This is a genomic window from Bradyrhizobium sp. S3.2.6, assembly GCF_040546885.1.
In the GTDB taxonomy this organism is placed as follows: domain Bacteria; phylum Pseudomonadota; class Alphaproteobacteria; order Rhizobiales; family Xanthobacteraceae; genus Bradyrhizobium; species Bradyrhizobium cytisi.
In genome coordinates this window covers 132,226-155,889 of the sequence record NZ_JBEPOS010000001.1, presented here as the reverse complement: position 1 = coordinate 155,889, position 23,664 = coordinate 132,226, and the positions used below count along the sequence as shown (strand labels likewise).

Annotated in this window: 24 protein-coding genes, 1 tRNA gene and 1 pseudogene; 17 read left to right on the top strand and 9 right to left on the bottom strand. The window is 64.6% G+C overall.

What is annotated here, in order from left to right:
* The first annotated feature begins 122 nt into the window (after positions 1–122).
* Together ABID58_RS00745 and ABID58_RS00740 are read left to right on the top strand one after the other, a co-directional pair.
* Positions 123–419: a hypothetical protein gene (locus ABID58_RS00745; RefSeq protein WP_148752816.1), complete on the top strand. Its 297-nt coding sequence runs from the start codon at positions 123–125 to the stop codon at positions 417–419.
* 176 nt (positions 420–595) lie between these two features.
* Positions 596–811, top strand: a complete 216-nt coding sequence (locus tag ABID58_RS00740; RefSeq protein ID WP_354031176.1) for a hypothetical protein — start codon at positions 596–598, stop codon at positions 809–811.
* Between the two features lie 4 nt (positions 812–815).
* Here ABID58_RS00740 and ABID58_RS00735 read toward each other — a convergent pair whose 3' ends face one another.
* Positions 816–2,504 (bottom strand): MFS transporter, encoded by a 1,689-nt coding sequence (locus ABID58_RS00735; protein WP_354031175.1) that lies wholly within the window; start codon positions 2,502–2,504, stop codon positions 816–818.
* Between the two features lie 137 nt (positions 2,505–2,641).
* Here ABID58_RS00735 and ABID58_RS00730 point away from each other — a divergent pair, with 137 nt between their 5' ends.
* The 7 genes and pseudogenes from ABID58_RS00730 to ABID58_RS00700 all read left to right on the top strand — a co-directional run.
* The gene (locus ABID58_RS00730; RefSeq protein ID WP_187435019.1) at positions 2,642–4,024 is read left to right on the top strand and encodes a hydrolase; all 1,383 of its coding nucleotides are present in this window, start codon (positions 2,642–2,644) and stop codon (positions 4,022–4,024) included.
* A 34-nt stretch (positions 4,025–4,058) separates the two neighbouring features.
* On the top strand, positions 4,059–5,426 hold the full coding sequence (locus ABID58_RS00725; protein ID WP_148752820.1) for a cytochrome P450: 1,368 nt from the start codon (positions 4,059–4,061) through the stop codon (positions 5,424–5,426).
* Positions 5,427–5,476: 50 nt separating this feature from the next.
* Positions 5,477–6,886, top strand: a complete 1,410-nt coding sequence (locus tag ABID58_RS00720) for an adenylate/guanylate cyclase domain-containing protein (protein WP_148752821.1) — start codon at positions 5,477–5,479, stop codon at positions 6,884–6,886.
* A 146-nt stretch (positions 6,887–7,032) separates the two neighbouring features.
* Complete coding sequence (locus tag ABID58_RS00715) at positions 7,033–7,521, top strand: tellurite resistance TerB family protein (protein WP_354031174.1); 489 nt, start codon at positions 7,033–7,035, stop codon at positions 7,519–7,521.
* Positions 7,522–7,750: 229 nt separating this feature from the next.
* Positions 7,751–8,530 carry an SDR family NAD(P)-dependent oxidoreductase gene (locus ABID58_RS00710; protein ID WP_354031173.1) on the top strand — a complete coding sequence of 260 codons (780 nt, stop codon included), beginning with the start codon at positions 7,751–7,753 and terminating at the stop codon, positions 8,528–8,530.
* 223 nt (positions 8,531–8,753) lie between these two features.
* The gene (locus tag ABID58_RS00705) at positions 8,754–9,548 is read left to right on the top strand and encodes a glutamine amidotransferase (protein WP_354031172.1); all 795 of its coding nucleotides are present in this window, start codon (positions 8,754–8,756) and stop codon (positions 9,546–9,548) included.
* A gap of 107 nt (positions 9,549–9,655) precedes the next feature.
* Positions 9,656–9,781 (top strand): annotated as a pseudogene (locus tag ABID58_RS00700) (enoyl-CoA hydratase); the annotation flags it as partial.
* A 123-nt stretch (positions 9,782–9,904) separates the two neighbouring features.
* Here the strand turns inward: ABID58_RS00700 and ABID58_RS00695 are convergent.
* Positions 9,905–9,980 (bottom strand) — tRNA-Ala (locus ABID58_RS00695).
* Positions 9,981–10,165: 185 nt separating this feature from the next.
* Between ABID58_RS00695 and ABID58_RS00690 the strand changes: the two genes are divergently transcribed.
* The 3 genes from ABID58_RS00690 to folD are packed head-to-tail and all read left to right on the top strand — an operon-like array spanning position 10,166 to position 11,701.
* On the top strand, positions 10,166–10,456 hold the full coding sequence (locus ABID58_RS00690) for a YggT family protein (protein WP_148752825.1): 291 nt from the start codon (positions 10,166–10,168) through the stop codon (positions 10,454–10,456).
* Between the two features lie 26 nt (positions 10,457–10,482).
* Positions 10,483–10,815 (top strand): DUF167 domain-containing protein, encoded by a 333-nt coding sequence (locus tag ABID58_RS00685; protein WP_148752826.1) that lies wholly within the window; start codon positions 10,483–10,485, stop codon positions 10,813–10,815.
* A gap of 1 nt (position 10,816) precedes the next feature.
* A complete protein-coding gene (gene folD / locus ABID58_RS00680) occupies positions 10,817–11,701 on the top strand; it encodes a bifunctional methylenetetrahydrofolate dehydrogenase/methenyltetrahydrofolate cyclohydrolase FolD (RefSeq protein WP_148752827.1) in 885 nt (294 codons plus the stop codon).
* A gap of 142 nt (positions 11,702–11,843) precedes the next feature.
* Here folD and ppa read toward each other — a convergent pair whose 3' ends face one another.
* Together ppa and ABID58_RS00670 are read right to left on the bottom strand one after the other, a co-directional pair.
* The gene (ppa, locus tag ABID58_RS00675; protein ID WP_148752828.1) at positions 11,844–12,380 is read right to left on the bottom strand and encodes an inorganic diphosphatase; all 537 of its coding nucleotides are present in this window, start codon (positions 12,378–12,380) and stop codon (positions 11,844–11,846) included.
* A 179-nt stretch (positions 12,381–12,559) separates the two neighbouring features.
* On the bottom strand, positions 12,560–13,069 hold the full coding sequence (locus tag ABID58_RS00670) for a GNAT family N-acetyltransferase (protein WP_027533231.1): 510 nt from the start codon (positions 13,067–13,069) through the stop codon (positions 12,560–12,562).
* 266 nt (positions 13,070–13,335) lie between these two features.
* Between ABID58_RS00670 and ABID58_RS00665 the strand changes: the two genes are divergently transcribed.
* The gene (locus ABID58_RS00665) at positions 13,336–14,223 is read left to right on the top strand and encodes an alpha/beta hydrolase family protein (RefSeq protein ID WP_354031171.1); all 888 of its coding nucleotides are present in this window, start codon (positions 13,336–13,338) and stop codon (positions 14,221–14,223) included.
* A 43-nt stretch (positions 14,224–14,266) separates the two neighbouring features.
* A complete protein-coding gene (locus ABID58_RS00660) occupies positions 14,267–14,674 on the top strand; it encodes a thiol-disulfide oxidoreductase DCC family protein (RefSeq protein WP_354031170.1) in 408 nt (135 codons plus the stop codon).
* Positions 14,675–14,696: 22 nt separating this feature from the next.
* On the opposite strand, the gene ABID58_RS00655 is transcribed toward ABID58_RS00660, so the two are convergent.
* From ABID58_RS00655 to ABID58_RS00645, 3 genes are all read right to left on the bottom strand, one after another.
* Positions 14,697–15,941: a flavin monoamine oxidase family protein gene (locus ABID58_RS00655; RefSeq protein WP_354031169.1), complete on the bottom strand. Its 1,245-nt coding sequence runs from the start codon at positions 15,939–15,941 to the stop codon at positions 14,697–14,699.
* Positions 15,942–16,112: 171 nt separating this feature from the next.
* Positions 16,113–17,939, bottom strand: a complete 1,827-nt coding sequence (gene typA / locus ABID58_RS00650; protein WP_148756248.1) for a translational GTPase TypA — start codon at positions 17,937–17,939, stop codon at positions 16,113–16,115.
* A 292-nt stretch (positions 17,940–18,231) separates the two neighbouring features.
* The gene (locus ABID58_RS00645) at positions 18,232–19,008 is read right to left on the bottom strand and encodes a Crp/Fnr family transcriptional regulator (protein ID WP_354031168.1); all 777 of its coding nucleotides are present in this window, start codon (positions 19,006–19,008) and stop codon (positions 18,232–18,234) included.
* Positions 19,009–19,201: 193 nt separating this feature from the next.
* Here ABID58_RS00645 and ABID58_RS00640 point away from each other — a divergent pair, with 193 nt between their 5' ends.
* Positions 19,202–19,585 (top strand): response regulator, encoded by a 384-nt coding sequence (locus ABID58_RS00640; RefSeq protein ID WP_354031167.1) that lies wholly within the window; start codon positions 19,202–19,204, stop codon positions 19,583–19,585.
* 13 nt (positions 19,586–19,598) lie between these two features.
* Here the strand turns inward: ABID58_RS00640 and ABID58_RS00635 are convergent, their stop codons facing one another.
* Together ABID58_RS00635 and ABID58_RS00630 are read right to left on the bottom strand one after the other, a co-directional pair.
* A complete protein-coding gene (locus ABID58_RS00635) occupies positions 19,599–21,146 on the bottom strand; it encodes an alkaline phosphatase D family protein (protein ID WP_354031166.1) in 1,548 nt (515 codons plus the stop codon).
* Between the two features lie 130 nt (positions 21,147–21,276).
* Positions 21,277–22,722 carry a TAXI family TRAP transporter solute-binding subunit gene (locus ABID58_RS00630; RefSeq protein WP_354031165.1) on the bottom strand — a complete coding sequence of 482 codons (1,446 nt, stop codon included), beginning with the start codon at positions 22,720–22,722 and terminating at the stop codon, positions 21,277–21,279.
* A 151-nt stretch (positions 22,723–22,873) separates the two neighbouring features.
* Here ABID58_RS00630 and ABID58_RS00625 point away from each other — a divergent pair, with 151 nt between their 5' ends.
* Both ABID58_RS00625 and ABID58_RS00620 read left to right on the top strand, forming a co-directional pair.
* On the top strand, positions 22,874–23,176 hold the full coding sequence (locus ABID58_RS00625; protein ID WP_148756243.1) for a 4a-hydroxytetrahydrobiopterin dehydratase: 303 nt from the start codon (positions 22,874–22,876) through the stop codon (positions 23,174–23,176).
* Positions 23,177–23,266: 90 nt separating this feature from the next.
* Positions 23,267–23,647 carry a YkvA family protein gene (locus tag ABID58_RS00620; protein ID WP_148756242.1) on the top strand — a complete coding sequence of 127 codons (381 nt, stop codon included), beginning with the start codon at positions 23,267–23,269 and terminating at the stop codon, positions 23,645–23,647.
* Positions 23,648–23,664: the final 17 nt, after the last annotated feature.

Below are 23,664 nucleotides of genomic sequence, written 5' to 3'. Positions count from 1 at the left end.
TGACCGATGTCACGGAGAGTGGGCCGCCCGTGACGGTGATCACAGTGGAAAGGATTTTGGAGGAGCATGGTCATTCCCATCAACAACGGGCCCGCTTCCCGCGGTGCCAATGGGAGCTTCGAATGACCACCTCGTCCTTCACCGCCAAGATCCGCGACACCGGCCTGGCTCTGGGCTTTGCCGCCATCGTCTCGATCATCTCGACCACCTCGGGCTTCGCCTTCTCGGCCGAAGCGCAGCAGATGTGCACCGGCGACGCCTTCCGCCTGTGCTCGTCGGAAATCCCGAACATTCCGAAGATCACCGCGTGCATGACGAAGCATCGCTCCGATCTGAGCGCCGGCTGCCGCGCCGTGATGGACAAGGATCTTGCCAAGGGCGCCTCACGCAAGGTCGCTGACGCCCAGGACGGTCAATAACAGCGCAACGATAGCGTCGTTGCGTCGGTTAGCTCCCCACGCGATGTGCCCCGGCGTCAAGCCGAGGCCACGCGGCAATCAGCCTGCAAAGTCAGCCTGCCAATAAAGCCGTTGCGGCTCCTGCATCACCGCTCTAGCTTCGCCCGCACATCTTTCCGGGTACAAGGTATTACGCGATGAGCCGATTTCTTTTCATTCTTCCTTTGATCCTGTGCGCATCCGGCGCTTCAGCGCAGCAGCAGCCCGGCCACGACGCCTGCGCGCGCGACGTCACGCGTCATTGCCGCGCCGTGATGAATAGTGGCGATAGCGCCGTGCTCGCCTGCCTGAAGCAGAACCGCGCCAAGCTGAACAAGGCCTGCGACAAGGTGCTGACGGAGCACGGGCAGTAAAGGCCTACGTACTGCTGCCCGCCGCTGTCGCGACCACCGGCAGCACCTCGGCGTTGGCGCGATCCGGCGTCTCTTCCTTCCAGCGCACCGAGCCGAACGGCCGCTCCAGCATGCGGCGGATCCGCACCGGATCGGGGCCGATGTGGAAATCGATCGCCTGCTGATGCAGCGCGCGTTCGGACTGGGTCGAACGGTTGCGCTGGCGTAAGTAATCGAACCAGGTCGGGCAGTGATAGCGCTCGGTCCACAATTCGGGATCGGCGATGTCCCGCGCGATCGACCAGCCATAGGCGCCGTTGCGCTGCCGGGAGAGCTGCACGTCCTGCATCACATTGTGGAAGGCGCGCGCGTTCGCTTGGGAGACGCGATATTCGATCTCCACCACCAGCGGTCCGCTGCGCCCGGTCAGCGACAGCTTGACTTCGGGATCGGCCAGCACCTCGGCATCCTCGTTGCGGGCGCCGACGCGCGGCATCGCAAGCCAGATTCCCAGCAGCGGCGAGAGCAGCATCAGACCGGCGGCCACCAGCAACGCGACCTCGACGCCGGCATAGTCGGTGAGATGGCCCCAGCCCCAGGCGCCGATCGCGATGCCGCCGGAGATCGAAGCCTGGAACGCGGCGAGGGATCGCCCCGCGACCCAGCGCGGCGCCGAAAGCTGCACACCGATATTGAACAGTGCGACGGAGGCCATCCAGACCGCGCCGGCCAGCACCAGCGCAGCCGCGGTCAGCACCGGCTCGCTGGAGAGCGCTAGCGCCGCCATCGCAAACGCCATCGTGATCGTGCAGGCGCGGATCGCGGACTCGCCGCTCATGCGTTTGCGCAATTCGTGGATGTTGAGCGCGCCGACGACGGCGCCCATGCCGAAAGCGCCGAGCATGATGCCGTAGGTCTGCGCGCCGCCATGCAGGAGGTCGCGCGCGACCAGCGGCATCAGTGCCATCACGGCACCGCCGCACAGGCCCATCACCAGCGTACGCAACAGCACGATCTTGATCGGCGGCGAGTTGGTGATGTAGCGGAAGCCCGAGACCATCGCGCGGTTGAGTCTCTCCCGCGGCAGACGTGAGGGCTCGGTCGTCCGCCGCCAGAGCAGCAGCACCACCAGCAGCGGCAGATAGAGGATCGCGTTGCAGGCAAAGGCGGCCACCGCCCCGAGCGCGGCGACGATGACGCCGCCCACCGCGGGGCCGAAGCTGCGTGCGATATTGTAGCTGATGCCGTTGAGCGCGACCGCCGATGGCAGGGCTTCGGGCGGCACCTGCTCGCTGACCGAGGACTGCCAGGCAGGTCCGAACAGCGCATTGCCGCTGCCGACTACGAAGCAGAAGGCCAGCAGCGTCTCCGGGGTGATAAGCTTGAGCCCGGCCAGGACGGTGAGGGCGGACGCGCCGATCAGCGCGATCATGAGCGAGACCAGCGTCACGATGCGCCGGTCATACATGTCGGCGATGGCGCCGGCCGGCATCGAGATCAGCATGATCGGCAGCATCAGGGCGGTCTGCACCAGCGCCACCTTGTCGGCGGAGGCCGCCATCTGCGTCATCGCCCAGGCCGCGCCCACGCCCTGGATCAGGAGGCCGAGATTGGAAAGCAGGCTCGCGAGCCAGATACGCCGGAACACGGTATACCGCAGCGGCGCCGCAATGCCGTCGGTGGAGCGTCTCTGGCGGTTGGTCTGCTCGGTCATATCCTCTTACAACTCGTCTGGCAGAAATGACTTCAATGATTTCGGCATCTCCAGTGATGCCTGCGAAAGTCCTTCGCTGTCCAGTGGTTAGGCCGCTATAAGCGGTGCAAAGACATGGTTCTGACGGGGAGGAACAGATGAAGCTGTCACGACGGACGATCCTGCAGGGTGCGGGTGGCCTGGCTTTCGCGGTTGCGAGCTTCCGCGGCGATGCGCTGGCGCAAGCGCCATCCGCGGCCCGGAGTCCAGACAACAACCCTGAGGTGCCGCCGATCCTGTTCGTCCATGGCAATGGCGACTACGACGCACTCTGGATGACGACGCTGTGGCGGATGGAATCCAACGGCATCGCGCGTGACAGCATGATGGCGATCAATTTCACCAATCCCAGCGCGCGCAGCGACGATACGGTCGAGCAGGCCAACCGCTCCTCGACCGAGGATCAGCGCCGCGAGCTTGCCGCCGCCATCGCCGAGCTGAAGCGCCGCACCGGCGCGTCGCGCGTCGCGCTGGTCGGCAATTCGCGCGGTGGTAACTCCATCCGCAACGTCATCAAGAACGGGGGCGCCGGCGACGTCAGTCACGCCGTCCTGTGCGGCACGCCCAATCACGGCGTGTTTGCGCTCGATGATCTCCTCGGCAGCGAGTTCAACGGACGCGGACCCTTCCTGCGCGGCCTGAACGACGGCGACAGCGAGGTGACGCCGGGCACGGCTTTCCTTACCCTGCGCAGCGACGGCATGGACAAATATGCGCAACCCGATGGCCGCTTCATGGGCAAGCCGGGCATGCCGACAAATGTCACCGCCGAGGGGCCGGAGCTGAAGGGCGCGACCAATCTCGTGCTCGGCACGATCGACCATCGCGAGACGGCATATCACCCGCGCGCTTTCCGGGAGATCTACAAGTTCATCGCCGGCCGCGAACCTGCGCGCATCGCGATCGCGCCAGAGCAGACCGTTCACATCAGTGGATTGGTCACGGGCGCGGTAGACGGTGTGCCGACCAATCGCCCCGTGGCCGGGGCGGTGGTGGAGATCAACTATGTCGACCGCGAGAGCGGGGAGCGAAGGGGCGATGTGGTGCACCGCGCGACGACGGGCGCCGACGGCCGCTGGGGGCCGGCCACGGTCGATCCGACCTCGCCGCTCGAGATCGTCCTGACTACGCCGGACGCCCCGATTACGCATTTCTACCGCTCGCCCTTCCCGCGCTCCTCCGACGTCGTGCATCTGCGCGCCGCGCGCCCGTTCATGCCGGCGGACAAGGACGCCGGCGCGGTCGTGATCATGACACGCCCGCGAGGCTATTTCGGCCTGCCGCGCGACATCGTCCTGTTCGACGGCCAGGAGCCCGCCGACGTCCATCCGGGCGTGCCCACGGATGCGGCAGCAACCCTGCGCCTTCCGGCCAGCGAGGTCGGGCGCAATATCGTGGCCCAGTTCAACCAGGAACGAATTGTGGCACGCGCCTGGCCGGCCTCCGAGAACAGGATTGCGGTTGCCGAACTGACTTACTAGCTAATTGCCTGCGTGAGGTCTGCGGGAGAGAGCCATGAACATCGCCAGCGTGCGTCGGCCCATCATCCCCCCGACCCCGCCGCGCGCGCCGGACAATCTGTCGTTCTTCGGCCGGCTTGCGGTGATCAAGCAGAACATGATCGCCACCTGGGGGCAGCGCGCCTATGAGGAAGAGATCATCCAGGGCCGCTTCCTCCTGCACAAGAGCTTCATCCTGAACCAGCCGGATGCGATCCGGCACGTCCTGCTCAGCAATTACGAGAACTATACGCGGACACCGGCGGGCATCCGCATGCTGCGTCCCGTGCTCGGTGAAGGTCTCCTGCTCGCCGAGGGCCACGCCTGGACGCATCAGCGCCGGACGCTCGCACCCGCCTTCACGCCGCGCGCCACCGCCAATCTCGTCCCGCACATGACGGCGGTGCTCGACGAGACCATCGCGAAGCTGGATGCGCGCACGAACGAGCCGATTGATCTGCGCGAGATCATGCAACGCATGACGCTGGAGATCGCCGGCCGCACGATGTTCTCGTTCGGCATGGACCGGCACGGTCCGACCTTGCGCAACTTCGTCATGGAATATGCCGAGCGGCTCGGGCGGGCCTACTTCCTCGACATGGTGCTGCCGGTCTCCTGGCCGACGCCGATGGATCGAGCCCGCGCCCGCTTCCGTACCCGCTGGACCGAATTCGTCGCGATGCTGATCGCCGAGCGGCGGGCGGCGGGCAAGAATGAGGGCGCGCCGCCGCGCGATCTGTTCGATCTCATGAACGAGGCGCGCGATCCTGAAACCGGCAAGGGCTTTTCAGACGAGCAACTCGTCGACGAGGTTGCGACCATGATCCTCGCAGGTCATGAGACGACCGCGACCGCGCTGTTCTGGGCGCTTTACCTGCTGGCGCTCGATCCTGATACGCAGGAGGAGGTCGCCTCCGAGACAAGCGGCGAGCATCTCGACAGCATGGCCGATATCGACCGGCAAAAATTCACCCGCGCCGTGGTCGATGAGACCATGCGGCTCTATCCGCCGGCCTTCCTTGTCGCCCGGGCCGCGCGCGGCAAGGACGTTGTGGCCGGTGCTAAGGTCAGCAAGGGCGACATCATCATGATCGCGCCCTGGCTGCTGCACCGGCACGAGAAGCTGTGGGATCAGCCGAACGCGTTCATTCCAAAGCGCTTCATGTCGAAAGAGGCGCCCGATCGCTTCGCCTATCTGCCGTTCGGCGCGGGCCCGCGCGTCTGTGTCGGCGCGCCGTTCGCGCAAGCCGAATCCGTGCTGGCGCTGGCGCGACTGATCGGCGCGTTCCGCGTCGAGCTGGCCGACACAATTCCCGTGATCCCGCATGGTGTCGTCACGACCCAGCCGGATCACTCACCCATGTTCCGCATCACGCGCAGGTGACAGGCGTTCGTCTGGCTAATGGCGTGATCCACCCTAGATAGAGTTGCGCCATGAGCGATATTCAAGCCCAGCTTTCGGTCCTGAAGCAGACCGCCGACCCGAAGGCGGTAGATGCGATTCAATACCTCATCGGCCACGGTGAGGATCACGAGCTCAATCGCGTCAATGTGCTCGACTTCTCCAGGCAGCATGGCGTGGATGAGGAGCGCGCGATCTCGGCCTTCCTGCATTCGGCACGGCTCGGGTTGTTCGATCTCGGCTGGAACGTGCTGTGCCCGGGATGCGGCGGCGTGCTGGGGGCGCACTCGACGCTGAAGGCACTGAAGCCGGACGATTATCACTGTGCGCTTTGCGCCTGCGGCTACAAGGCCTCGGTCGATGACCAGGTCGAAGTCTCCTTCACGGTGAATCCGCGCGTGCGCCATATCGCGGCGCACGACCCCAACTCGCTTCCGGTGTGGGAGTATTTCAAGCAGGTGTTCTGGAGTTCGGGCGTCGACTTCAACAAGGAGTCGTTTGCCACGCTCGCCAACGAGGTGACGCTCGATACGATGGAGTTGCCGGCCGGCGAGAAGGCGACGATGTCGCTGCAACTGCCGAACGATTTCATCATCATCTTCGAACCGGTGACGCACGCCGCCCATTTCATCGACGTCCAGGGGGAGCCGACCAAGGACCGCCAGCAGCTCGCCATCATGTACAACAGGGTGCAGGCTCCGACCGGCACCGCGACGATGCGGCCGGGCCCGCTGCGGCTATCGCTGGAAAACCAGGCCGGCGTCCGCGTGCTGCCGTCGGTGTTCATCGCGGCCGAAGCGCTCCATCATCTGATCGGCAAGCGCAAGCCGTTCCTTACCGCCAAGCGGATGCTGTCGAACCAGACTTTTCGCGATGTCTTCAAGGCGGACAATCTCAGTCTCGACCAGCGGCTCCAGATCACCTCGCTGACCTTCCTGTTCACCGACCTCAAGGGCTCGACCGCGCTCTACGAGCGCGTCGGCGATCTTGCCGCTTTCGATCTCGTGCGCGCGCATTTCCATGCGCTGCTGGAGATCATCTCGTCCGAGAAAGGCGCGGTGGTGAAGACGATTGGTGATGCCGTGATGGCGACGTTCGTCCGTCCCGAGCATGCCATCGTCGCGGGCCTGCGGATGCGCGCGGCGATGGACCAGCTCAACAAGCAGCGCGGCACCGCTGATCTCATCGTCAAGATCGGCATCCATGAAGGTCCGTGCCTCGCGGTGATGCTCAATGAGCGGCAGGATTATTTCGGCCAGACCGTCAACATCGCCGCGCGCGTGCAGAGCCTGTCGACCGCGCGGGAGATCCATATCACCGGCCCGGTGCTGGATGCGCCGGCGGTCGCCGAGGTTTTGCAGCAACGTGCCATCAAGCCGATCCAGAAGCAGGCAGCGCTGCGCGGCATCGCCGACAAGATGGTGGTGTACGAGATACCGTGAGGCCTTTGCGCATTAGCGCTACCCAGATTGCCGAAACGTAATGCAGCGCGCGGAACTGACGCATGTTGCGCCGGTTGAGTTTCCCACTCATATAATGCCGGTAGCGGCTGCGTTCCTCGCGGCGTCATCGATTCAGGTAGGATCTTATGCTCGACGGCCTGCGCCAATTCATCGCCGACATTGTTGCTCCTCATGCCCAGGACCGCGCCTTCGGCGATAGCGATTATCGGCTGGCGGCCACCGCACTCCTGGTCCACGTGGTTTCGCTGGACGGGCAGCCGACGCAGGCCGAGCAGAGCAAGCTGCACAATCTGATCGAAAGCCATTTTAAGCTCGACCGTGGCGCGGCCGACCGGCTGATTGCGGATGCGACTGAGGTCGAGGGCGAGGCGGTCGATCTTTATCACTTCACCAGCGCGATCATGCGCTCGCTCGACGAAGAGGGCCGCAAGCGCATCGTGCAGATGATGTGGGAGCTGGTCTATGCCGACGGCGAGGTCACCGAGTTCGAGGACAACGTCGTCTGGCGCGCCTCCGACCTGCTCGGGATTTCCCAGCGCGACCGGATCGATCTCAAGCACGCGGTCGCGAACCGCGCCGGCGGTCAGGTCAAAGATGGCGCGCTCGGCGGCTGAGCTGTCGCCAACGCGGCATGATTTCCGGTTGTATGGACCACATGACGAAACTTTAATGTAGCCTCCGGACCTCGCGTTTCCGGATTCCCCTGTAAATCCGCGGTTTCTTCTGCTCCCTGTTGTCCGCTCAGGCCGCCATGCTGCCAGCGCCGCTTGCCTGTCGCGCGCGGCCTATGCTCCAGTTCCGCCATTACGAAGGTCAAAAACTTCAATTCAAGAGACTGCGATCGTGACTGAGCGGGTAACCTTGATCACCGGCGCCTCGGCGGGCATCGGCATGGAGCTGGCGCGTGTGTTCGCCGCGAACGGACACCGGCTCGCGCTGACGGCGCGACGTGCCGACCGGCTCGAGGCGCTCGCAAACGAGCTCACCGCCAAGTGTGGCAAGAAGCCGATCGTGATCGCCTGCGACCTGCAGCAAGCAGATGCCGGCGAAAGGATCGCTGCCGCGCTCGCTGCCGAAGAGGTCGAGCTCGACAATCTCGTCAACAATGCGGGCTTCGGCGTGTTCGGCGACGCCATCGAGCGCGACCGCGACGAGCAGGTCGGCATCGTCGACGTCAACGTCCGCGCGCTGACCGATCTGTCGCTGCGCTTTGCCGATCAGCTCATCCGGAACAAGGGCGGTCTGCTCAATGTCGGCTCCGTCGCGGGCTTCCTGCCCGGTCCCGGCATGGCGGTCTATTACGCGTCCAAGGCCTATGTGATCTCGCTCACCGAGGCCCTGCGGGCGGAGCTCGCGCCGCGCGGCGTTCGTGTCACCGTGCTCTGCCCGGGTCCGGTGCCTACCGAATTCCAGGCCCGCGCCGGCGTCGGCTCCGGGCACGATACGGCGATTCTCAATGTCCCCGCCGCCGATGTCGCGCGGCAGGCCTATCGTGGCCTGATGGCGAATAAACGGGCCGTGCTGCCGGGTCTCGGTATCAAGATCGTGCCGTTCGCACTGCGTTTCTTCCCGCGCGGCTTCATCCTGTTCGCCACCAGCCGGTTCCAGCGGCAAAGACGCTAGAGCCCGTTCCGATGGAATCGGAACAGCTCTGGCTTCTTGTTTGACGCGTTTTCTTGACGCGAACCGGGATCCACTTCGCTCGAAAACGCTCTGACGAACGCCCGAAGCACCCGTAGTGGCCCGGAGCTTGCTTCAATGTCGGGGCGTGTGTGCGCGAACTCACACGATGTTAACCGTCGCTTAGCTATGCTGGCGGCTTGAACCGATAGCACTCGCAGAGACCATGTCGTTTCGGACGGACAGGTTTGGTGGCGCAGAATTGGTGTCCTTCCCCAGAAGGACGCCGAGCGCGGCCGCCTCAGAGCACCCTCTGCCGGTTCTGATCGTCCTGCACCAGGAATCCTCGACGCCCGGCCGCGTCGGCAACGCGCTGCGCGCGCTCGGCCATCATCTCGACATCCGCAGGCCGCGCTTCGGCGATCCGCTGCCCGACACGCTCGACCGGCATGCCGGCGCCGTGGTCTTCGGCGGCCCGATGAGCGCTAACGATCCCGACGACTACGTCCGCCGCGAGATCGACTGGATCCAAATTCCACTCCGCGAACAGCGGCCGTTCCTCGGCATCTGCCTGGGCGCGCAGATGCTGGCGATGCAGCTCGGCGCACGCGTCGCGCCGCATGCACAGGCACTGACCCAGATCGGCTACTACCCGATCCGCCCGACCGCGGCTGGCCGCGCGCTCTGCGCGGACTGGCCGGCGCAGGTCTATCACTGGCATCGCGAGGGATTTCAGTTGCCTTCCGGCGCCGAATTGCTTGCGGAAGGCGATGATTTTCCGATCCAGGCGTTCCGCACCGGCAATGCCTTCGGCGTGCAGTTTCATCCCGACGTGACCTACGCGATGATGCATTGCTGGACCACGCGCGGCTATGACGGTCTCAGCGCGCCTGGCGCGCGCGAACGGCATCATCATTTTGCCGATCGCGCGGTCTACGATGCCGCGGAACGCGTCTGGCTCGATCGTTTCATCGACGGCTGGCTGGCGTACCGGCCTGTGCTGGCGCAAGCCGCCGAGTGATCGCGCGTTCGCGCAAGTCCTTGGTGCAAGTCCTTGGCGCAAGTCCTTGCCTCATCCCTGGATATGCTAGGCTCGTTGCCAACGAGCGCGCGCGAACGCGTGCCGGCCAGACCCTCAGTGGGGCGACCATCGAGGCGAACCGGGAGATGATGGTGGCGTTGAACGGCAGCGATTTTCGCGAGGGGGTCGCAAGCTTCATGGAGAAGCGGCCGCCGCGCTTTACGGGGAAGTAGGGAAGCACTCCGTGGATAGGTCCGCCGTCGCCCTGCGGGCTATGCCGGGACAGCCTTCGCTCACTTCGCTGCGAGGTAGCTCGGCTGGCTTGCCTAGCCGTAGCTCGCGTAGCGAGCGAAGGCTGGTGGAGCCAGGCGGGATCGAACCGCCGACCTCGTCATTGCGAACGACGCGCTCTCCCAGCTGAGCTATGGCCCCTTTGCTGGCCGCTCTGGTAAACGCGGCCGACAACCGGGCGCCATTTAAGTCCCTGCCAAGGTCAAGTCAAGGACGGGTGCAACCCGGTTTTAGCCATCCGGGCACCGACCTCCCTTGTTTGGGCCGGGGGGAACCGGTATCTAGCCAAGACCCGTCCCACGACTGGCCCAGAGAGTGTTTCGCTGATGCGCCCGATAGTCTTCATTCTGATCCAGATCATCAATCTCTACATCTACCTGCTGATCGCATCGGCAATCCTGTCCTGGTTGATCGCGTTCAATGTCGTGAATACCCGCAACCAGTTCGTCGGCGCGGTCTGGGAATTTCTCTATCGGATTACCGAGCCGGTCCTCGGCCCTATCAGGCGCCGGCTGCCTGCGATGGGCGGGCTCGATCTGTCTCCGATCGTCGCCTTCTTCGTGCTTTGGCTGATCCAGCTCTATCTCGCCGAGTACGTCTATCCGAACGTGCCCTAGTCCGGCGAAACCGTGATGGAGCCTCGATGGATCCTTGGCGGATCTCCACCACGGGCGTCAGCATCGCGTTGCGGGTGACGCCGCGGGGCGGACGTGACGGCGTCGACGGGGTCGAACAGCTCTCCGACGGCCGCAGTGTGCTGAAGGTGCGTGTGCGTGCCATCGCCGATGGCGGCGAGGCCAATCGCGCCGTGCTGGTGCTGCTGGCGAAATCGCTTGGCGTACCCAAGGCCAGCGTCACTCTTTTGTCGGGGACGACGTCGCGGCTGAAGCAGGTCGCCATCGCGGGCGATCCGGCACGACTTACCGAGGCGTTGCGCGAGCTCGCTTCCGTCAAATCGACAGGCATAAGGAACTGACATGACGGCCACGATCATCGATGGAAAAGTCATCGCCGCGGACCTTCGTGCGCGCGTCGCGGACGAGGTCGCCCGCGTCAAGCGCGACCACGATCTGGTGCCGGGCCTCGCAGTGGTCCTGGTCGGCAACGATCCCGCCAGCGAAGTCTATGTCCGCTCCAAGCATACGCAGACCCAGGCAGCCGGCATGGCCTCGTTCGAGCACAAGCTGCCGGTGGACGTCTCGCAAGCCGATCTGCTGGCCGTGGTCGCAAAGCTCAATCGCGATCCCGCCGTGCACGGCATTCTCGTGCAATTGCCGTTGCCCAAGGGGCTGGACACAGAGGCGGTGATCAATGCCATCGATCCTGCCAAGGATGTCGACGGCCTGCATCCGAACAATGCCGGGCGGCTCGCCGGCGGCTTCGCGGCGCTGTCGCCCTGCACCCCGCTCGGCTGCATCATCCTGACCAAGAGCGTGCACCCTTCCCTCGAGGGCATGAACGCCATCGTGATCGGCCGCTCCAATCTGGTCGGCCGCCCGCTGGTGCAGTTGCTGCTGAACGAGAACGCGACGGTGACGATCGCCCATTCGCGCTCGCGCGACCTGCCCGGACTCGTGAGGCAGGCTGATCTCGTCTATGCCGCGGTCGGCAAGCCCGAGATGGTGCGCGGCGACTGGCTGAAGCCGGGTGCGACCGTGATCGATGTTGGCATCAACCGCATGCCGAAGGCCGACGGCAAGACCCGCCTCGTCGGCGATGTCGCCTATCAGGAAGCGCTTGGCGTTGCCGGTGCGGTGACGCCGGTGCCGGGTGGCGTCGGCCAGATGACGGTCGCCTGCCTGCTCGTGAACACGCTGCGCGCAGCTTGTGCGATCGCGGGGGTGCCAAGGCCAGCGGTGTAGTTCACCTCGCCCCGCTTGCGGGGAGAGGTCGGCGCGAAGCGCCGGGTGAGGGGGACTCTCCGCGAGTCCAACGCTCACCGTCCTTGCGGAGACTCCCCCTCACCCCGACCCTCTCCCCGCAAGCGGGGCGAGGGAGAACAGCTCACGCCTTCTTTTTCTTCTCGCGCTCGATGCCTTCGAGGATCAGCTTCTGCGCTTCCTCGGGGCCGCCCCAGCGCATGATCTTCACCCACTTGCCCTTCTCGAGATCCTTGTAGTGCTCGAAGAAGTGCTGGATCTGTTGCAGCGTGATATCGGGCAGGTCGGAATACGACCTCACCTTGTCGTAGCGCTGCGTCAGCTTTGACGACGGCACCGCCAGAATCTTCTCGTCGCCGCCGGCCTCGTCCTCCATGAACAGCACGCCAACCGGGCGCACGCTCATGACGGCACCGGGGATGATGGCGCGGGTGTTGATGATCAGCACGTCGCAGGGGTCGCCGTCATCGGACAGGGTGTGCGGGATGAAACCGTAGTTTCCGGGGTAACGCATCGGCGTGTAGAGGAAGCGGTCGACCACCAGCGTGCCGGCTTCCTTGTCCATCTCGTATTTGATCGGTTCGCCGCCCACGGGGACTTCAATGATGACGTTGACGTCCTCAGGGACGTTTTTTCCGATCGAGACCGCATCGATACGCATTAAATAGGCTCCGTTGTCGCCGAGGTTAAATCGCGCCCGGCAGCGATTTTGGCGCTGTCATACGCGGGCTTGGCCCCCCAATCCATCGTGTTTTTTGAAATAATGAATCCAGCGATCACCGGCGCAAAAAGCAACGGTATCGACGAATTGGCAGCGCTGCCGATTAAGGTTTCAGCAGGTCAATTGGTCCAGGCGAAGGCAACCTTGTCGAGCGACTTCGGCCCGAACCGCTCCGATGAGCGTGCCACCATGCGGCCACCCAGCGCCCGGTAGAACTCGGTCGCCGGATCGTTGTCCGAGAGCGCCCACACCACCATGCTCTTCAGATTGCTCTGCATGAGGTCGCGGCGGGCGGCGGTGAACAGGCGACGGCCGAAGCCGAGGCCCTGAAACTCGGGGCGCAGGTACAGCTCGTAGATCTCGCCGTCGAAATGCAGGCTGCGGGCGCGATTGCGGCCGTAGTTCGCGTAACCCGCGATCTTGTCGCCGAACACCAGCACGCTGACGCGGCTGCCCTTGCGGATCGCGCTGTCCCACCACTGCGGACCGCGACGGTTGATCAGCTTCTCCAGCTCGGCGCCGGGAATGATGCCCTGATAGGCGGAACGCCAGGCTTCGTCATGGGTGGACGCCACCGCAGTTGCATCTGCAGCTTTGGCCGGCCGGACCTCGATCAGGGTTGTGCTCATGGAGGCGATCAAACCAAGTCGCCGCGCCGGCGGCAAGACCTATCGTTAATTATCGGTTAACCTGTGGACTTTCTGCATCAGTATTTTAACCATGTTGTACCGAAAAAAGACAAGCCGCCATTTCGAACGGCAGTGGTCTGCCATGCGCCGGTGCAAAACTCCGCGGTCTCAGCGAACGAACGGCGATGGCAACGCAGAAAGTCCGCCCAGAGTGATTCGTTCCGAATACTCTGGCCTGTGTCATCCGTGTTCGTCCTCGGTCATTCATGCGGCTCCTCGATACCCTTGCTCTACTTCTGCTGTCTGTGCTGACGGCGCAGCCTCTGAGCGCGCAGGTCACGTTCGGGGCAGCGGGCGCAGAGAGCGAGCCGTTCCGGCGGCAGGAATGGCGCGTGCCGTCCCCGGATACCGACATTGCCGCACGCGCGCTGCTGTTTCGTCCCGCCGGTGCCGGTCCGTTTCGGCTTGCGGTGATCGCACATGCGTCGACACAGAACGTGTTGCGTCGCGCACAAATGCCGCAGCCGGAATATCGCGCACTCGCAGCGTTTCTCGTCGCGCGCGGCTTTGCCGTGCTGGTGCCGGAGCGACTCGGCCATGGCGCGACCGGCGGCCGCTATGTCGAGGACCAGGGTGGCTGCGACGAAGCGGACTACGCACGCGCGGGCCGCGCGACAGCGGAGCAAATTTCGCTCGCGCTGGACTATCTGCAAAAGCAGGCTTTTATTCGCAAGGATGCTGCGGTCGTGATCGGACACTCCGCAGGCGGTTGGGGCGCACTGGCGCTCGCGAACGCCGACCCGAAACGGATTTCCGCGATTGCAGTATTTGCGCCCGGACGCGGCGGTCACGCCAATGACGAGCCGAACAAGGTCTGCGCGCGACATACGCTTCTCGCTGCTGCGGCCGAATTCGGCAAGACGGCGCGCATTCCCGTCACATCGCTGGTCGCAGTCAATGACAGCTATTTTGCGCCGGCATTTTCGAAAGAGCTGGCGGATGCGTTTCGCAGCGGCGGCGGCCAGGACGATGTTCGCATCCTGCCGGCCGTGGGCAGCGAAGGACACTGGATGATCGAGACCGAGGCGGGCGTTCAAGCCGCAAGCAACGAGCTTGGGCGTGCGCTGAAGCTGGTGGTGGCGAAGAAGCCATGACGTTGTATTTCCTGGTCGCGCCCCCGATGTTGGACAATCGCTGATGCATAAATGGCCCGATGACGACGTGATTCTGTTCGACGGCGTCTGCATTTTCTGCTCGCGCTGGGTGCGGTTCGTCGCGCAGCGCGACACGACGAAGCGCTTTCGGTTCACGCCGATTCAATCGGACTATGGGGCAAAGCTCGCGCGGACGTTCGGCATCGATGCCGATGATCCCGATACCAATGCGGTGGTCCATGGCGGCGAGGTGTATATGAAGTCCGACGCCGCGCTGACCGTGCTGTCGCTGCTTTCCGGCTGGGGTTGGGTGCGCGCGCTGTTCGCCGTGCCGAAGCCGCTGCGCAATGCGGTGTACAGCCTCATCGCACGCAATCGCTATCGCATTTTTGGGAAGTATGATGCGTGCTTCGTTCCCGATGCCGATTTGCGGGCACGGGTGATCGAGTAGCTCGCAATGACGGAGTGTGCAGTTACGGCTTGCCAAGAGCCGCCAGCACTTCCTTCGCCGCGCGCTCGCCGCTGTCCCGCGCTCCATGCGCCGTCGTGAAGAAGTTCGGCGACGTCGCTTCGCCCGCAAAGAACAATCGCCCATCCACTGGCGCGGCCAACACCGCACGGTCGCCGGCGTGCCCCGGCAGCGCGTGCGAGTACGACCCTCGCGCAAACGGATCGCGCCCCCAGCGGGACTCGTACAGCGGCTTCAGCTTGCGGCGGATGTCGTCGCCGAGAAAGCCCGCGATCTCGTCGATGCTGTGCGCGGCGATGGCGCCGTCGCCGGCGGCTTCGAGCTCCCTAGCAAAGCTGCCGCCGAAAAAGCCTTCGATGCAGGGCTGGCCGAACGGGCGGATGTGATAGGTGCCCATCTCGGTGCGCATGCTGGCGCCGCGCAGGTTTCCTTCCCTGGGGAAGGCTTCGGCGTCGTCGAGTGCCAGCGTCACCTTGTCGTCGACGCCGAGCGGCAGGCCGCGCGCTGCGTCGACTTTGGCCGGTAGCGGCGGCGAGAAGCGGATCGCCTCCTCCGCGATCAGGTTGGTCGGAACGGTGACGATCACCTTGTCCGCGGCCATCGTGCCCTGTGACGTCTCGATGCGGACCTGTTTGTTCGAATGATCAATCAGCGTGACGCTGCAGTTCAGGGCCACCGGGCAGGGCGCGCCATAGGCCGCGATGAGCGCGCCATAGCCGCGGCGGACGCGCCAGTTGAGCTCGCTGTCCTCATAGGCGTCCCAGTCGAGCGTCGACATGTCCTTGAGCTCGCAGCCGTTGATGTAGGTCGAGATCGCGTCGATCATGGGGTTCCAGCGATTGCCGGGCTCGAGGCTGCGGCTGGCGGGCTCGTCCTTGCCCTTTTGCGCGGCCTGCCAGAGCCGCTGGTAGAACGCGTCCATCGCGCCCATGAAATCGTCGCGCTCGCCTTGCGGAAAGGCATTGCCATAGGCGCGCTCGCGCCAGGGCGGCAGGTCCTTGTTGAGCTCGAATTCGAGCGCGCGTGCGATTGGAACGAACGAGTTCTTGTCGGCCGAGTGCAGCCAGCCGCAGCCGACGTCGAAGGTGATCTCGGGTGAGGCCTGCACGGTCCAGGCGCGGCCGCCGAGCCGGTTGCGCGCCTCCAGCACGATCACCGAGAGGCCTGAACCGCGCAGCGCATGTGCTGCGCCGAGGCCGGCTGCACCGGCACCGATGATTGCGACGTCGACGGAAGAGGGGAACGACATGGGTGGCCTCTAGCACGTCTCTGGTACGCGCTAAAGTCACCACAAATCAGGTGTCATCACCCGCGAAAGCGGGTGATCCAGTATTCCAGAGGCAGTCGTTAGAGGGCCGAGAGAGCGCGGCGTACTGGATTCCCCGCTTTCGCGGGGAATGACAGCGAGCGAGAACGTGGCTTACGCCACCGCTTCCTTGGACTTTTCCGCGCGCTTGCGCTCGTTCGGGTCGAGGTGCTTCTTGCGCAGGCGGATCGACTTCGGGGTGACCTCGACGAGCTCGTCGTCCTCGATATAAGCGAGTGCCTTTTCGAGAGTCATGCGGATCGGCGGGGTCAGGCGCACGGCTTCGTCCTTCGAGGTCGTGCGGATGTTGGTGAGCTGCTTGCCCTTGAGCACGTTGATCTCGAGATCGTTGTCGCGGGTGTGCTCGCCGACGATCATGCCCTTGTAGACCTTCCAGCCGGGCTCGATCATCATCGGGCCGCGGTCTTCCAGCTTGAACATGGCGTAAGCCACCGCTTCGCCCTGGTCGTTGGAGATCAGCACGCCATTGCGGCGGCCCTGGATCTCGCCCTTGTACGGGGCATAGCCGTGGAACAGGCGGTTCATGATCGCGGTGCCGCGGGTGTCGGTCAGCAGCTCGCCCTGGTAGCCGATCAGGCCGCGGGTCGGCGAGTAGAACACCAGGCGCAGGCGGTTGCCGCCGGAGGGCTTCATCTCGACCAGCTCGGACTTGCGCTCGCTCATCTTCTGCACGACGACGCCGGAATGTTCCTCGTCGACGTCGATCACGACCTCCTCGATCGGCTCCATGGTGGCGCCGGTCGCCTCGTCCTTCTGGAACACGACGCGCGGGCGCGACACCGAGAGCTCGAAGCCCTCGCGGCGCATGGTCTCGATCAGGATCGCGAGCTGCAATTCGCCGCGGCCGGACACTTCCATCGCATCCTTGTCGGTGGCCTCGACGACGCGCAGCGCGACGTTACCCTCGGCTTCGCGCAGCAGGCGGTCGCGGATCATGCGGCTCGTCACCTTGTCGCCTTCGGTGCCGGCGAGGGGAGAGTTGTTGACGATGAAGGACATCGACACGGTCGGCGGGTCGATCGGCTGCGCCGGCAGCGGCACCTCGACGGTCGGGTCGCAGAAGGTGTCGGCGACGGTGCCCTTGGTCAGGCCGGCAATGGCGACGATGTCGCCGGCTTCGGCTTCATCGAGCGGCGTGCGCTCGAGACCGCGGAATGCCAGGATCTTGGTGATGCGCCCGGTCTCGACCAGCTTGCCGTCGGCATGCAGCACCTTGACCTGCTGGTTCGGCTTGAGAATGCCGGACGAGATGCGGCCGGTGATGATGCGGCCGAGATAGGGGTTGGCCTCGAGGATGGTGCCGATCATCCTGAACGGACCTTCCTCGACCGTCGGCGGCGCGACGTGGCGCAGGATCAGGTCGAACAGCGGCTCCATGCCCTTGTCCTGCGGACCCTCGGGGCTTTCGGCCATCCAGCCCTGCTTGGCCGACCCATAGAGGATCGGGAAGTCGAGCTGCTCCTCGCTGGCGTCGAGCGCCGCGAACAGGTCGAACACCTCGTTGATGACTTCGGTCGGACGCGCGTCGGGACGGTCGACCTTGTTGATGACGACGATCGGCTTGAGGCCGACCTTGAGCGCCTTGGAGACCACGAACTTGGTCTGCGGCAGCGGGCCTTCGGCGGCGTCGACCAGCACAAGCGCACCGTCCACCATGTTCAGGATGCGCTCGACCTCACCGCCGAAATCGGCGTGGCCGGGAGTGTCGACGATGTTGACGCGGGTGTCCTTCCACTGCACCGAGGCCGCCTTGGCCAGAATGGTGATGCCGCGCTCGCGCTCCAGGTCGTTGGAGTCCATGGCGCGATCCGTCACCTTCTGGTTCTCGCGGAAGGTGCCGGATTGCTGGAGGAGCTTGTCGACGAGGGTGGTCTTGCCGTGGTCGACGTGGGCGATGATGGCGACGTTACGAAGATTCATGAGTGAGCTTCTTTGCGATCGGACAATGGGTTAAGCGCGATCTCGCCGGTCAAGCCGGGACCTCTTCACGGATAACGCTGGAAACGTGGAAAACGGGGCCTGCTACGCCCAAAAAGGAAACCCGGCCATATCGACCGGGCAGCCTACGCGTTTGCGGCGCAATATAAGCAAAAAGCGCCAAAAAACAATGCGTTCTTTCTGGGTTGGTTGATTGAATTTTGCCCGGGAATCCCCGGGGGTTAGGGACGATTCTGGGCCAAATCGGCCCTTTAACCCGTGGTGGCCGCCGCAATCAGCCCTGAGCGGAGCCGCGGTCCGGCTGCTCGGTCGGATAGACCCCGCGCAGCACCTCCTCGAAGTGCATCTTCACGGCGTCGTTGCAGAGGCAGGCGCGCAGGCGCAGGCCGGCATGGTTGCGGACCAGGATCGAGCCGCGCCGCGTGTCGAGCACGCCTTCGGCCCTGAACGATTGCAGCACGCGGCTCGCATAGCTGCGCCCCACCCCGAGCAATGTGGCGAGCTGCTCATGCGTCAGTGGCACGCTGCTCTCGTCGCCGGTCCGCTCCATCGCTGCCAGGATCCATTTCGCCGTGCGCTGCTCGATCGAGTGGATGGCGTTGCAGGCGGTCGACTGGAACATCTGCGCCAGCATGCAATCGGCGTAGCGGGCAAAGATATTGCGCAGCGATGGCGAGCTCAGCTTGGCTGCTTCCAGCTTGGCGACATTGATGCGCACAAACGGGCCGCCGAATTTCACGCAGATGCGGGTGTAGGCCGGCAGAAATCCTTCGCTGACGATGCCGCCCACCGCGCCTTCGCGACCGACCAGAATGGTCTCGACGTCACGGCCGTCCTCATTCGGGACCAGAAACGTCGCGAGCGAAGGCCCGCAGGGAAAATGCACGACCTGGACGTCGTCGCCGGGACTGTAGAGCAGATGGTTCGCGCCGACGTCGTCGAGGGTGACATGGGGCGCGAGCAGCGCATAATCCGCCGCGTTCAGGCGCCGCAAGAGATTGTTGGCGGGGCGGCTCTCGATCTCGTTTGCCAGGCTGATACGCGCGTCCATCGTGAACTTTCCCTCCTCCTCTCCACATTAGCGGGCTCGGTTCACGGCTTGTGTGCACATGTGGACAGACATCAAAACTGTTCTGTGGTGAGTTTCGTTCCGGGAACCCTCCGATGTGGGCTTGGGCGCAGGCGTCGGGATGAGGCCGTCCAGATTGGTGAAAAACATGCAGCCCTCGATAGCAGCCAGGATCATGATACCTGCTTCCCCGGACCGTTCGGCCGACGTTCCTGCCGATGTTCTCATCGTCGAGGACGATCCGATCATCGCCATCGATTTCGAGGATCGACTGCTCGGCTTTGGTGTGACGAGCGTGCGCACCGTGGCGTCGGTGGCGCAGGCGCTGCAGGAGATCACGGCACGCGCGCCCGACTTCGCGCTGCTCGATGTCGAGCTGATCCGCGAGAAGAGCTTTGCAATCGCCGAGCGGCTCGCCGCCCTGGAAATCCCTTTCGTCTTCGTCACCGGCTACGGCGCGGAGACCGGCATCCCTGCGCAATTTGCCGCGCGTCCGCGGCTGCAAAAGCCGTGCTCCAGCGATGCGCTGGAAGCGGCGTTGCAGGCGCGCGACGCGTGACGGCGCGGTAGCCTCAGGCCTGCTTCGGATCGAGCGTGGTCGACCACAGCGCGACGTCGGCGCGGTCGCGCAACGTCACAATCATCTGGCCCGAGGCACCGTCGATCTTGACGTGACCGAAGAACTGCATGCCGGCGGACGGCGGCAGGTTCTGCTTGTCGAGGCCGGGCGCCTTGATGAAGCGCACCTCGGGGCCGAAGGTGTTGTCGAGCTCGTTCGGACCGAACGTGCCGGCATGCAGCGGACCCGAGACGAATTCCCAGAACGGCTCGAAATCCTGGAACTGGGCCTTGTTGGGATCGTAATAATGCGCCGCGGCGTAGTGCACGTCCGCGGTCAGCCACACCGTGTTCTTGATCGGTGCCATCTTGATGAAGCGCAGGATGTCGGCGATCTCGAGCTCGCGGCCGCGGGCCGGACCGTCGCCCTGCGCGAATGCCTCGGAGCCCTTCTTGTTGGTCGCATCGTCATAGACGATCAGGCTGAGCGGCATGTCGGAGGCAATCACCTTCCATGTCGCGCGCGAATTGAGCAGGCCACGCTTCAGCCACGCCATCTGCTCGGGCCCTAGGAAATAGCTGGCCGGGCCGTAGTCCGACTCGAGGTTGGCGCCGTTCGGGCCGCGATAGCTGCGCTCGTCGAGCACGAACACGTCGAGATGCGGGCCGTAGGAGATCTGGCGATAGACCCGGCCCGGCTCGTTGATGCTCTCGCGCATCGGATACATCTCGTGGAAGGCGCGGCCCGCGCGCGCCGCGAGCAGCGAGATGTCGCGCACCTTGTAGGTCGCCGGCAGATCCTTCGACAGCGACCAGTTGTTGGTCACCTCGTGATCGTCCCACTGCACGAAGATCGGCACCTCGGCATTGAAGGCGCGGACATTGTCGTCGGTGAAATTGTATTTGTGCGCGGCGCGGTACTCGTCCAGCGTCTCGGCGACCTTGGCCTTCTCGGGAATCGTGACGTTCTTCCAGATCTTGCCGTCGGCAAGCTTGACCTCGGAGGGGATCACGCCGTCGGCGTAGATGGTGTCGCCGGAATGCAGCAGGAAATCCGGCCGGTGTTTTCGCATGGCCGCGAAAGTGACCATGCCGCCGTCGTCGGGATTGATGCCCCAGCCCTGGCCGGCGACGTCGCCGCCCCAGACAAAGCTGACGTCGCGGCGGTCGGCGGGCGCCGTGCGGAAGCGGCCGACCACGGGCTCGCCTTCGATCGCGGTGTGGGAGAGATCGCGGAAGCGGACGCGGTAGAAGATGTCCTGGCTGGCAGGAAGATTGTCCACCAGCATCTTTGCGGTGAAGTCGCTCTCGGGCAGCGCCGCGATCGGCGGCAGCGCGCGGGCGTCCTTGAAGGACTCCGTGGTTGCCACCTCGACCAGCATCTTCGCGGGCCGGTCGGTCCGCGCCCAGACCACGCCGCCGTCGACTGTGACGTCGCCGGACTGCACGCCATGGGTCACCGCCGGCCGGTCGGCCGCGCGCGACAGATGCGGCATCGCGATCGCGCCAAGCGCACCGGCGCTGGTGCTGAGGAAACGACGGCGGGAAAATTTGATCTTCATGGATCGCTCGCTGGCTAGCAGTCTCGCGCGCATCTCGCGCCGTCATTCCGGGTTAGCGCTCTGCGCGCCCCGGAATGACAGCGGAAGCTATATTGAGACAATGTGACGCGGCGATTACGCGCGCAAGCGTTTATGCGTTGCCGGCGGCCCGGAATTGCGTGCCGGCGCGTTGCAGGTTCTGCGGCATGCTGGACAGCACGGCCTTGCGGTCGGCAACCGCAGTGTGGAACTGGTCGAGCACGATGTTGAAGGCGGTCAGCGCGCCTTGCTCGATCGCGCCGTGGTCGTAGCAGCGCAGCGTGTCGCGCAGGATCTCGTCGGCCTCGGCCTGCATCTGGTCGAGGTCTTCGGCGGTCTCGCTCTTGCGGGCGGCGGCGAGCATGTCGAGCAGCCGTTCGCGCAGATGGCTGTTGTTGTCGCGCTCGTCCTTCCTCAGATAGCCCGCGAACCACGCACCGAGCGAGCCCATGGCGGAAAGCGCCATCAGGCTCCACCAGATGTAATCGCTGTACTTGTCGAGGAAGGTTTTCTCCTCGCCGTCGACGAAAGCGGCCGCGCCCGGATGCACGGGGATCACCGCGTCCTTGTCGGTATCGGGCGTCTCGATCTTCGCGGCCTGCGGGAATTCGGTCAGCAATTGCTGGCGTACCGCGAAGAGCTGCCGGGTGAAGGCCGCGACGGTGGTCTCGGACAGGCCTTTGCGCGCCACGATGTGGTGCGAGAAGCTGATGGTCTTGACCTCGTCGTCCGGACGATCGGGCGAACCACCATAGGTACCCGCAGGAATCTCCGACGCTTCATAGACCGGATGATTCTGCGCGATCGCGTCCGCCGAATCGATTGCGAGGAAGGTCAGCGTGCCGCCATCCTTGGCCGATGCGGCAATCGCATCCGCCGTGATCTTGCTGTTGACGGGGCCCGCCGCGAGGTAGACGTCGGCCTTCTGTGACTTGATCGCCTCGGCAGCTTCATTGGCCGGGAATTGCACGATCTCGACCTTGGCGGGATCGACGCCGTATTGCTGCAGGATCACCTTGAGCAGATTGACGTTGGCCTGCGTGCGGCCGACCACGCCGACACGATGGCCGGCGAGCTGCGCGATCTTGGTGATTTTCGCGCCCTTCTTCTTGCCCTTGCCGGGCACGGACCACAGCACCGCGACGTTCTTGCGCAGCGTCGCGACGGCTTGGGCGTTCTTGGGGACATTGAGATCGCCGCGCACGATGGCGAGATCGGCCTTGCCCTCCGCGAGCAGATCCGCGCTGGCGGTGGCGCCGTCAGTCTGGATCGGGCGCAACCGCACAAAGCCTTTGCTCTGCGCAAAGGCCTGCGTCAGTGTCTGCACCACCTTGACGTCGTCGCTGTTGGCGGGACCGACCGCGATCTTCAAGGTCACCGGTCGCATCGCGAAATAGTAGCCGCCGGCCAGTGCGCCGACGATTGCGAGCACCAGCGCCAGAGACACGAGTGCCGTCTTCCGCGCCGCGGATCGCGGCGAAGGCGGAGAGGACGTTTCGGCCAGGTTGGCGTCCCCGGTCATCGATCTCCCAAACAGGCGCTTCAGGCTCAGTTTCATCTTGGCCGGCGATTTACGCCCGCAACTGTAGCAAATTTCTTGTCCGGCGGGGTTACATCTCCGTCATGGTTAGCGGATCGGCCAAACCCCGTATGAACCCCGGCCGTAGGCACGGTGTTAGGGTAAAGTTCCCCTGAAAACGGAGGCGATCATGGCAGAACGGCTATCGGCGGACGCACGCAGGCAGGCGCTGGGCGGTATCCCGGGCTGGGCGGAGGTCCAGGACGGCAAGGGGATCGGGAAGACCTTTGTCTTCAAGGATTTCAACGAGGCTTTCGGCTTCATGACCCGCGCGGCGCTGGTCGCCGAGAAGATGGATCACCACCCCGAATGGCGCAACGTCTACAAGACGGTCGAGGTGGTGCTGTCGACCCACGACGCCGGTGGCGTCACCAAGCTCGACATCACGCTCGCCACGGCCATGAATGCGATCGCCAAGCTGACGCAGGGCTGACGTCTTGCAGGGGCGGGCCGCGTCCCCATCTTGTGATCGACACGGGATGCGGCCATCCGCCGCGTCCGGCTGAACGGGAGTTTGTCGAACATGGCTGCCGAGCACAGCGTCGGCTTCGAGCCGGCCGATCGGCTCGCGGAAGATCGTGAAAGCGTGCGCCGCCGCTTCTGGCGCAAGCTGAAGCGCGTCGTCGCGCATCTACCGTTCGCCGAAGATCTGCTCGCCGCCTATTACTGCGCGTTCGACCGGCAGACGCCGCGCCATGTCCAGGCGTCGCTGCTGGGCGCGATCGCCTATTTCATCTTGCCGTTCGACTTCATTCCCGACGTGATGCCGGTGCTCGGCTTCACCGATGACGCCGCCGTGCTCGCCACCGCCATTCGCATGGTCGCCAGCCATATCACGTCGGAGCACCGCGACGCGGCGCGCGCTGCGCTGAAGCGCGGGGTGGATGAGGCGGAAGCGGCGTAGCAGACGCTATTGGCGGC

Bases quoted from the DNA above. Each gene is read 5' to 3' on its own strand.
- ABID58_RS00745 (WP_148752816.1), top strand. From the start codon at position 123: ATGACCACCTCGTCCTTCACCGCCAAGATCCGCGACACCGGCCTGGCT.
- ABID58_RS00740 (WP_354031176.1), top strand. From the start codon at position 596: ATGAGCCGATTTCTTTTCATTCTTCCTTTGATCCTGTGCGCATCCGGC.
- ABID58_RS00735 (WP_354031175.1), bottom strand. From the start codon at position 2,504: ATGACCGAGCAGACCAACCGCCAGAGACGCTCCACCGACGGCATTGCG.
- ABID58_RS00730 (WP_187435019.1), top strand. From the start codon at position 2,642: ATGAAGCTGTCACGACGGACGATCCTGCAGGGTGCGGGTGGCCTGGCT.
- ABID58_RS00725 (WP_148752820.1), top strand. From the start codon at position 4,059: ATGAACATCGCCAGCGTGCGTCGGCCCATCATCCCCCCGACCCCGCCG.
- ABID58_RS00720 (WP_148752821.1), top strand. From the start codon at position 5,477: ATGAGCGATATTCAAGCCCAGCTTTCGGTCCTGAAGCAGACCGCCGAC.
- ABID58_RS00715 (WP_354031174.1), top strand. From the start codon at position 7,033: ATGCTCGACGGCCTGCGCCAATTCATCGCCGACATTGTTGCTCCTCAT.
- ABID58_RS00705 (WP_354031172.1), top strand. From the start codon at position 8,754: ATGTCGTTTCGGACGGACAGGTTTGGTGGCGCAGAATTGGTGTCCTTC.
- ABID58_RS00690 (WP_148752825.1), top strand. From the start codon at position 10,166: ATGCGCCCGATAGTCTTCATTCTGATCCAGATCATCAATCTCTACATC.
- ABID58_RS00685 (WP_148752826.1), top strand. From the start codon at position 10,483: ATGGATCCTTGGCGGATCTCCACCACGGGCGTCAGCATCGCGTTGCGG.
- folD (WP_148752827.1), top strand. From the start codon at position 10,817: ATGACGGCCACGATCATCGATGGAAAAGTCATCGCCGCGGACCTTCGT.
- ppa (WP_148752828.1), bottom strand. From the start codon at position 12,380: ATGCGTATCGATGCGGTCTCGATCGGAAAAAACGTCCCTGAGGACGTC.
- ABID58_RS00670 (WP_027533231.1), bottom strand. From the start codon at position 13,069: ATGAGCACAACCCTGATCGAGGTCCGGCCGGCCAAAGCTGCAGATGCA.
- ABID58_RS00665 (WP_354031171.1), top strand. From the start codon at position 13,336: ATGCGGCTCCTCGATACCCTTGCTCTACTTCTGCTGTCTGTGCTGACG.
- ABID58_RS00660 (WP_354031170.1), top strand. From the start codon at position 14,267: ATGCATAAATGGCCCGATGACGACGTGATTCTGTTCGACGGCGTCTGC.
- ABID58_RS00655 (WP_354031169.1), bottom strand. From the start codon at position 15,941: ATGTCGTTCCCCTCTTCCGTCGACGTCGCAATCATCGGTGCCGGTGCA.
- typA (WP_148756248.1), bottom strand. From the start codon at position 17,939: ATGAATCTTCGTAACGTCGCCATCATCGCCCACGTCGACCACGGCAAG.
- ABID58_RS00645 (WP_354031168.1), bottom strand. From the start codon at position 19,008: ATGGACGCGCGTATCAGCCTGGCAAACGAGATCGAGAGCCGCCCCGCC.
- ABID58_RS00640 (WP_354031167.1), top strand. From the start codon at position 19,202: ATGATACCTGCTTCCCCGGACCGTTCGGCCGACGTTCCTGCCGATGTT.
- ABID58_RS00635 (WP_354031166.1), bottom strand. From the start codon at position 21,146: ATGAAGATCAAATTTTCCCGCCGTCGTTTCCTCAGCACCAGCGCCGGT.
- ABID58_RS00630 (WP_354031165.1), bottom strand. From the start codon at position 22,722: ATGAAACTGAGCCTGAAGCGCCTGTTTGGGAGATCGATGACCGGGGAC.
- ABID58_RS00625 (WP_148756243.1), top strand. From the start codon at position 22,874: ATGGCAGAACGGCTATCGGCGGACGCACGCAGGCAGGCGCTGGGCGGT.
- ABID58_RS00620 (WP_148756242.1), top strand. From the start codon at position 23,267: ATGGCTGCCGAGCACAGCGTCGGCTTCGAGCCGGCCGATCGGCTCGCG.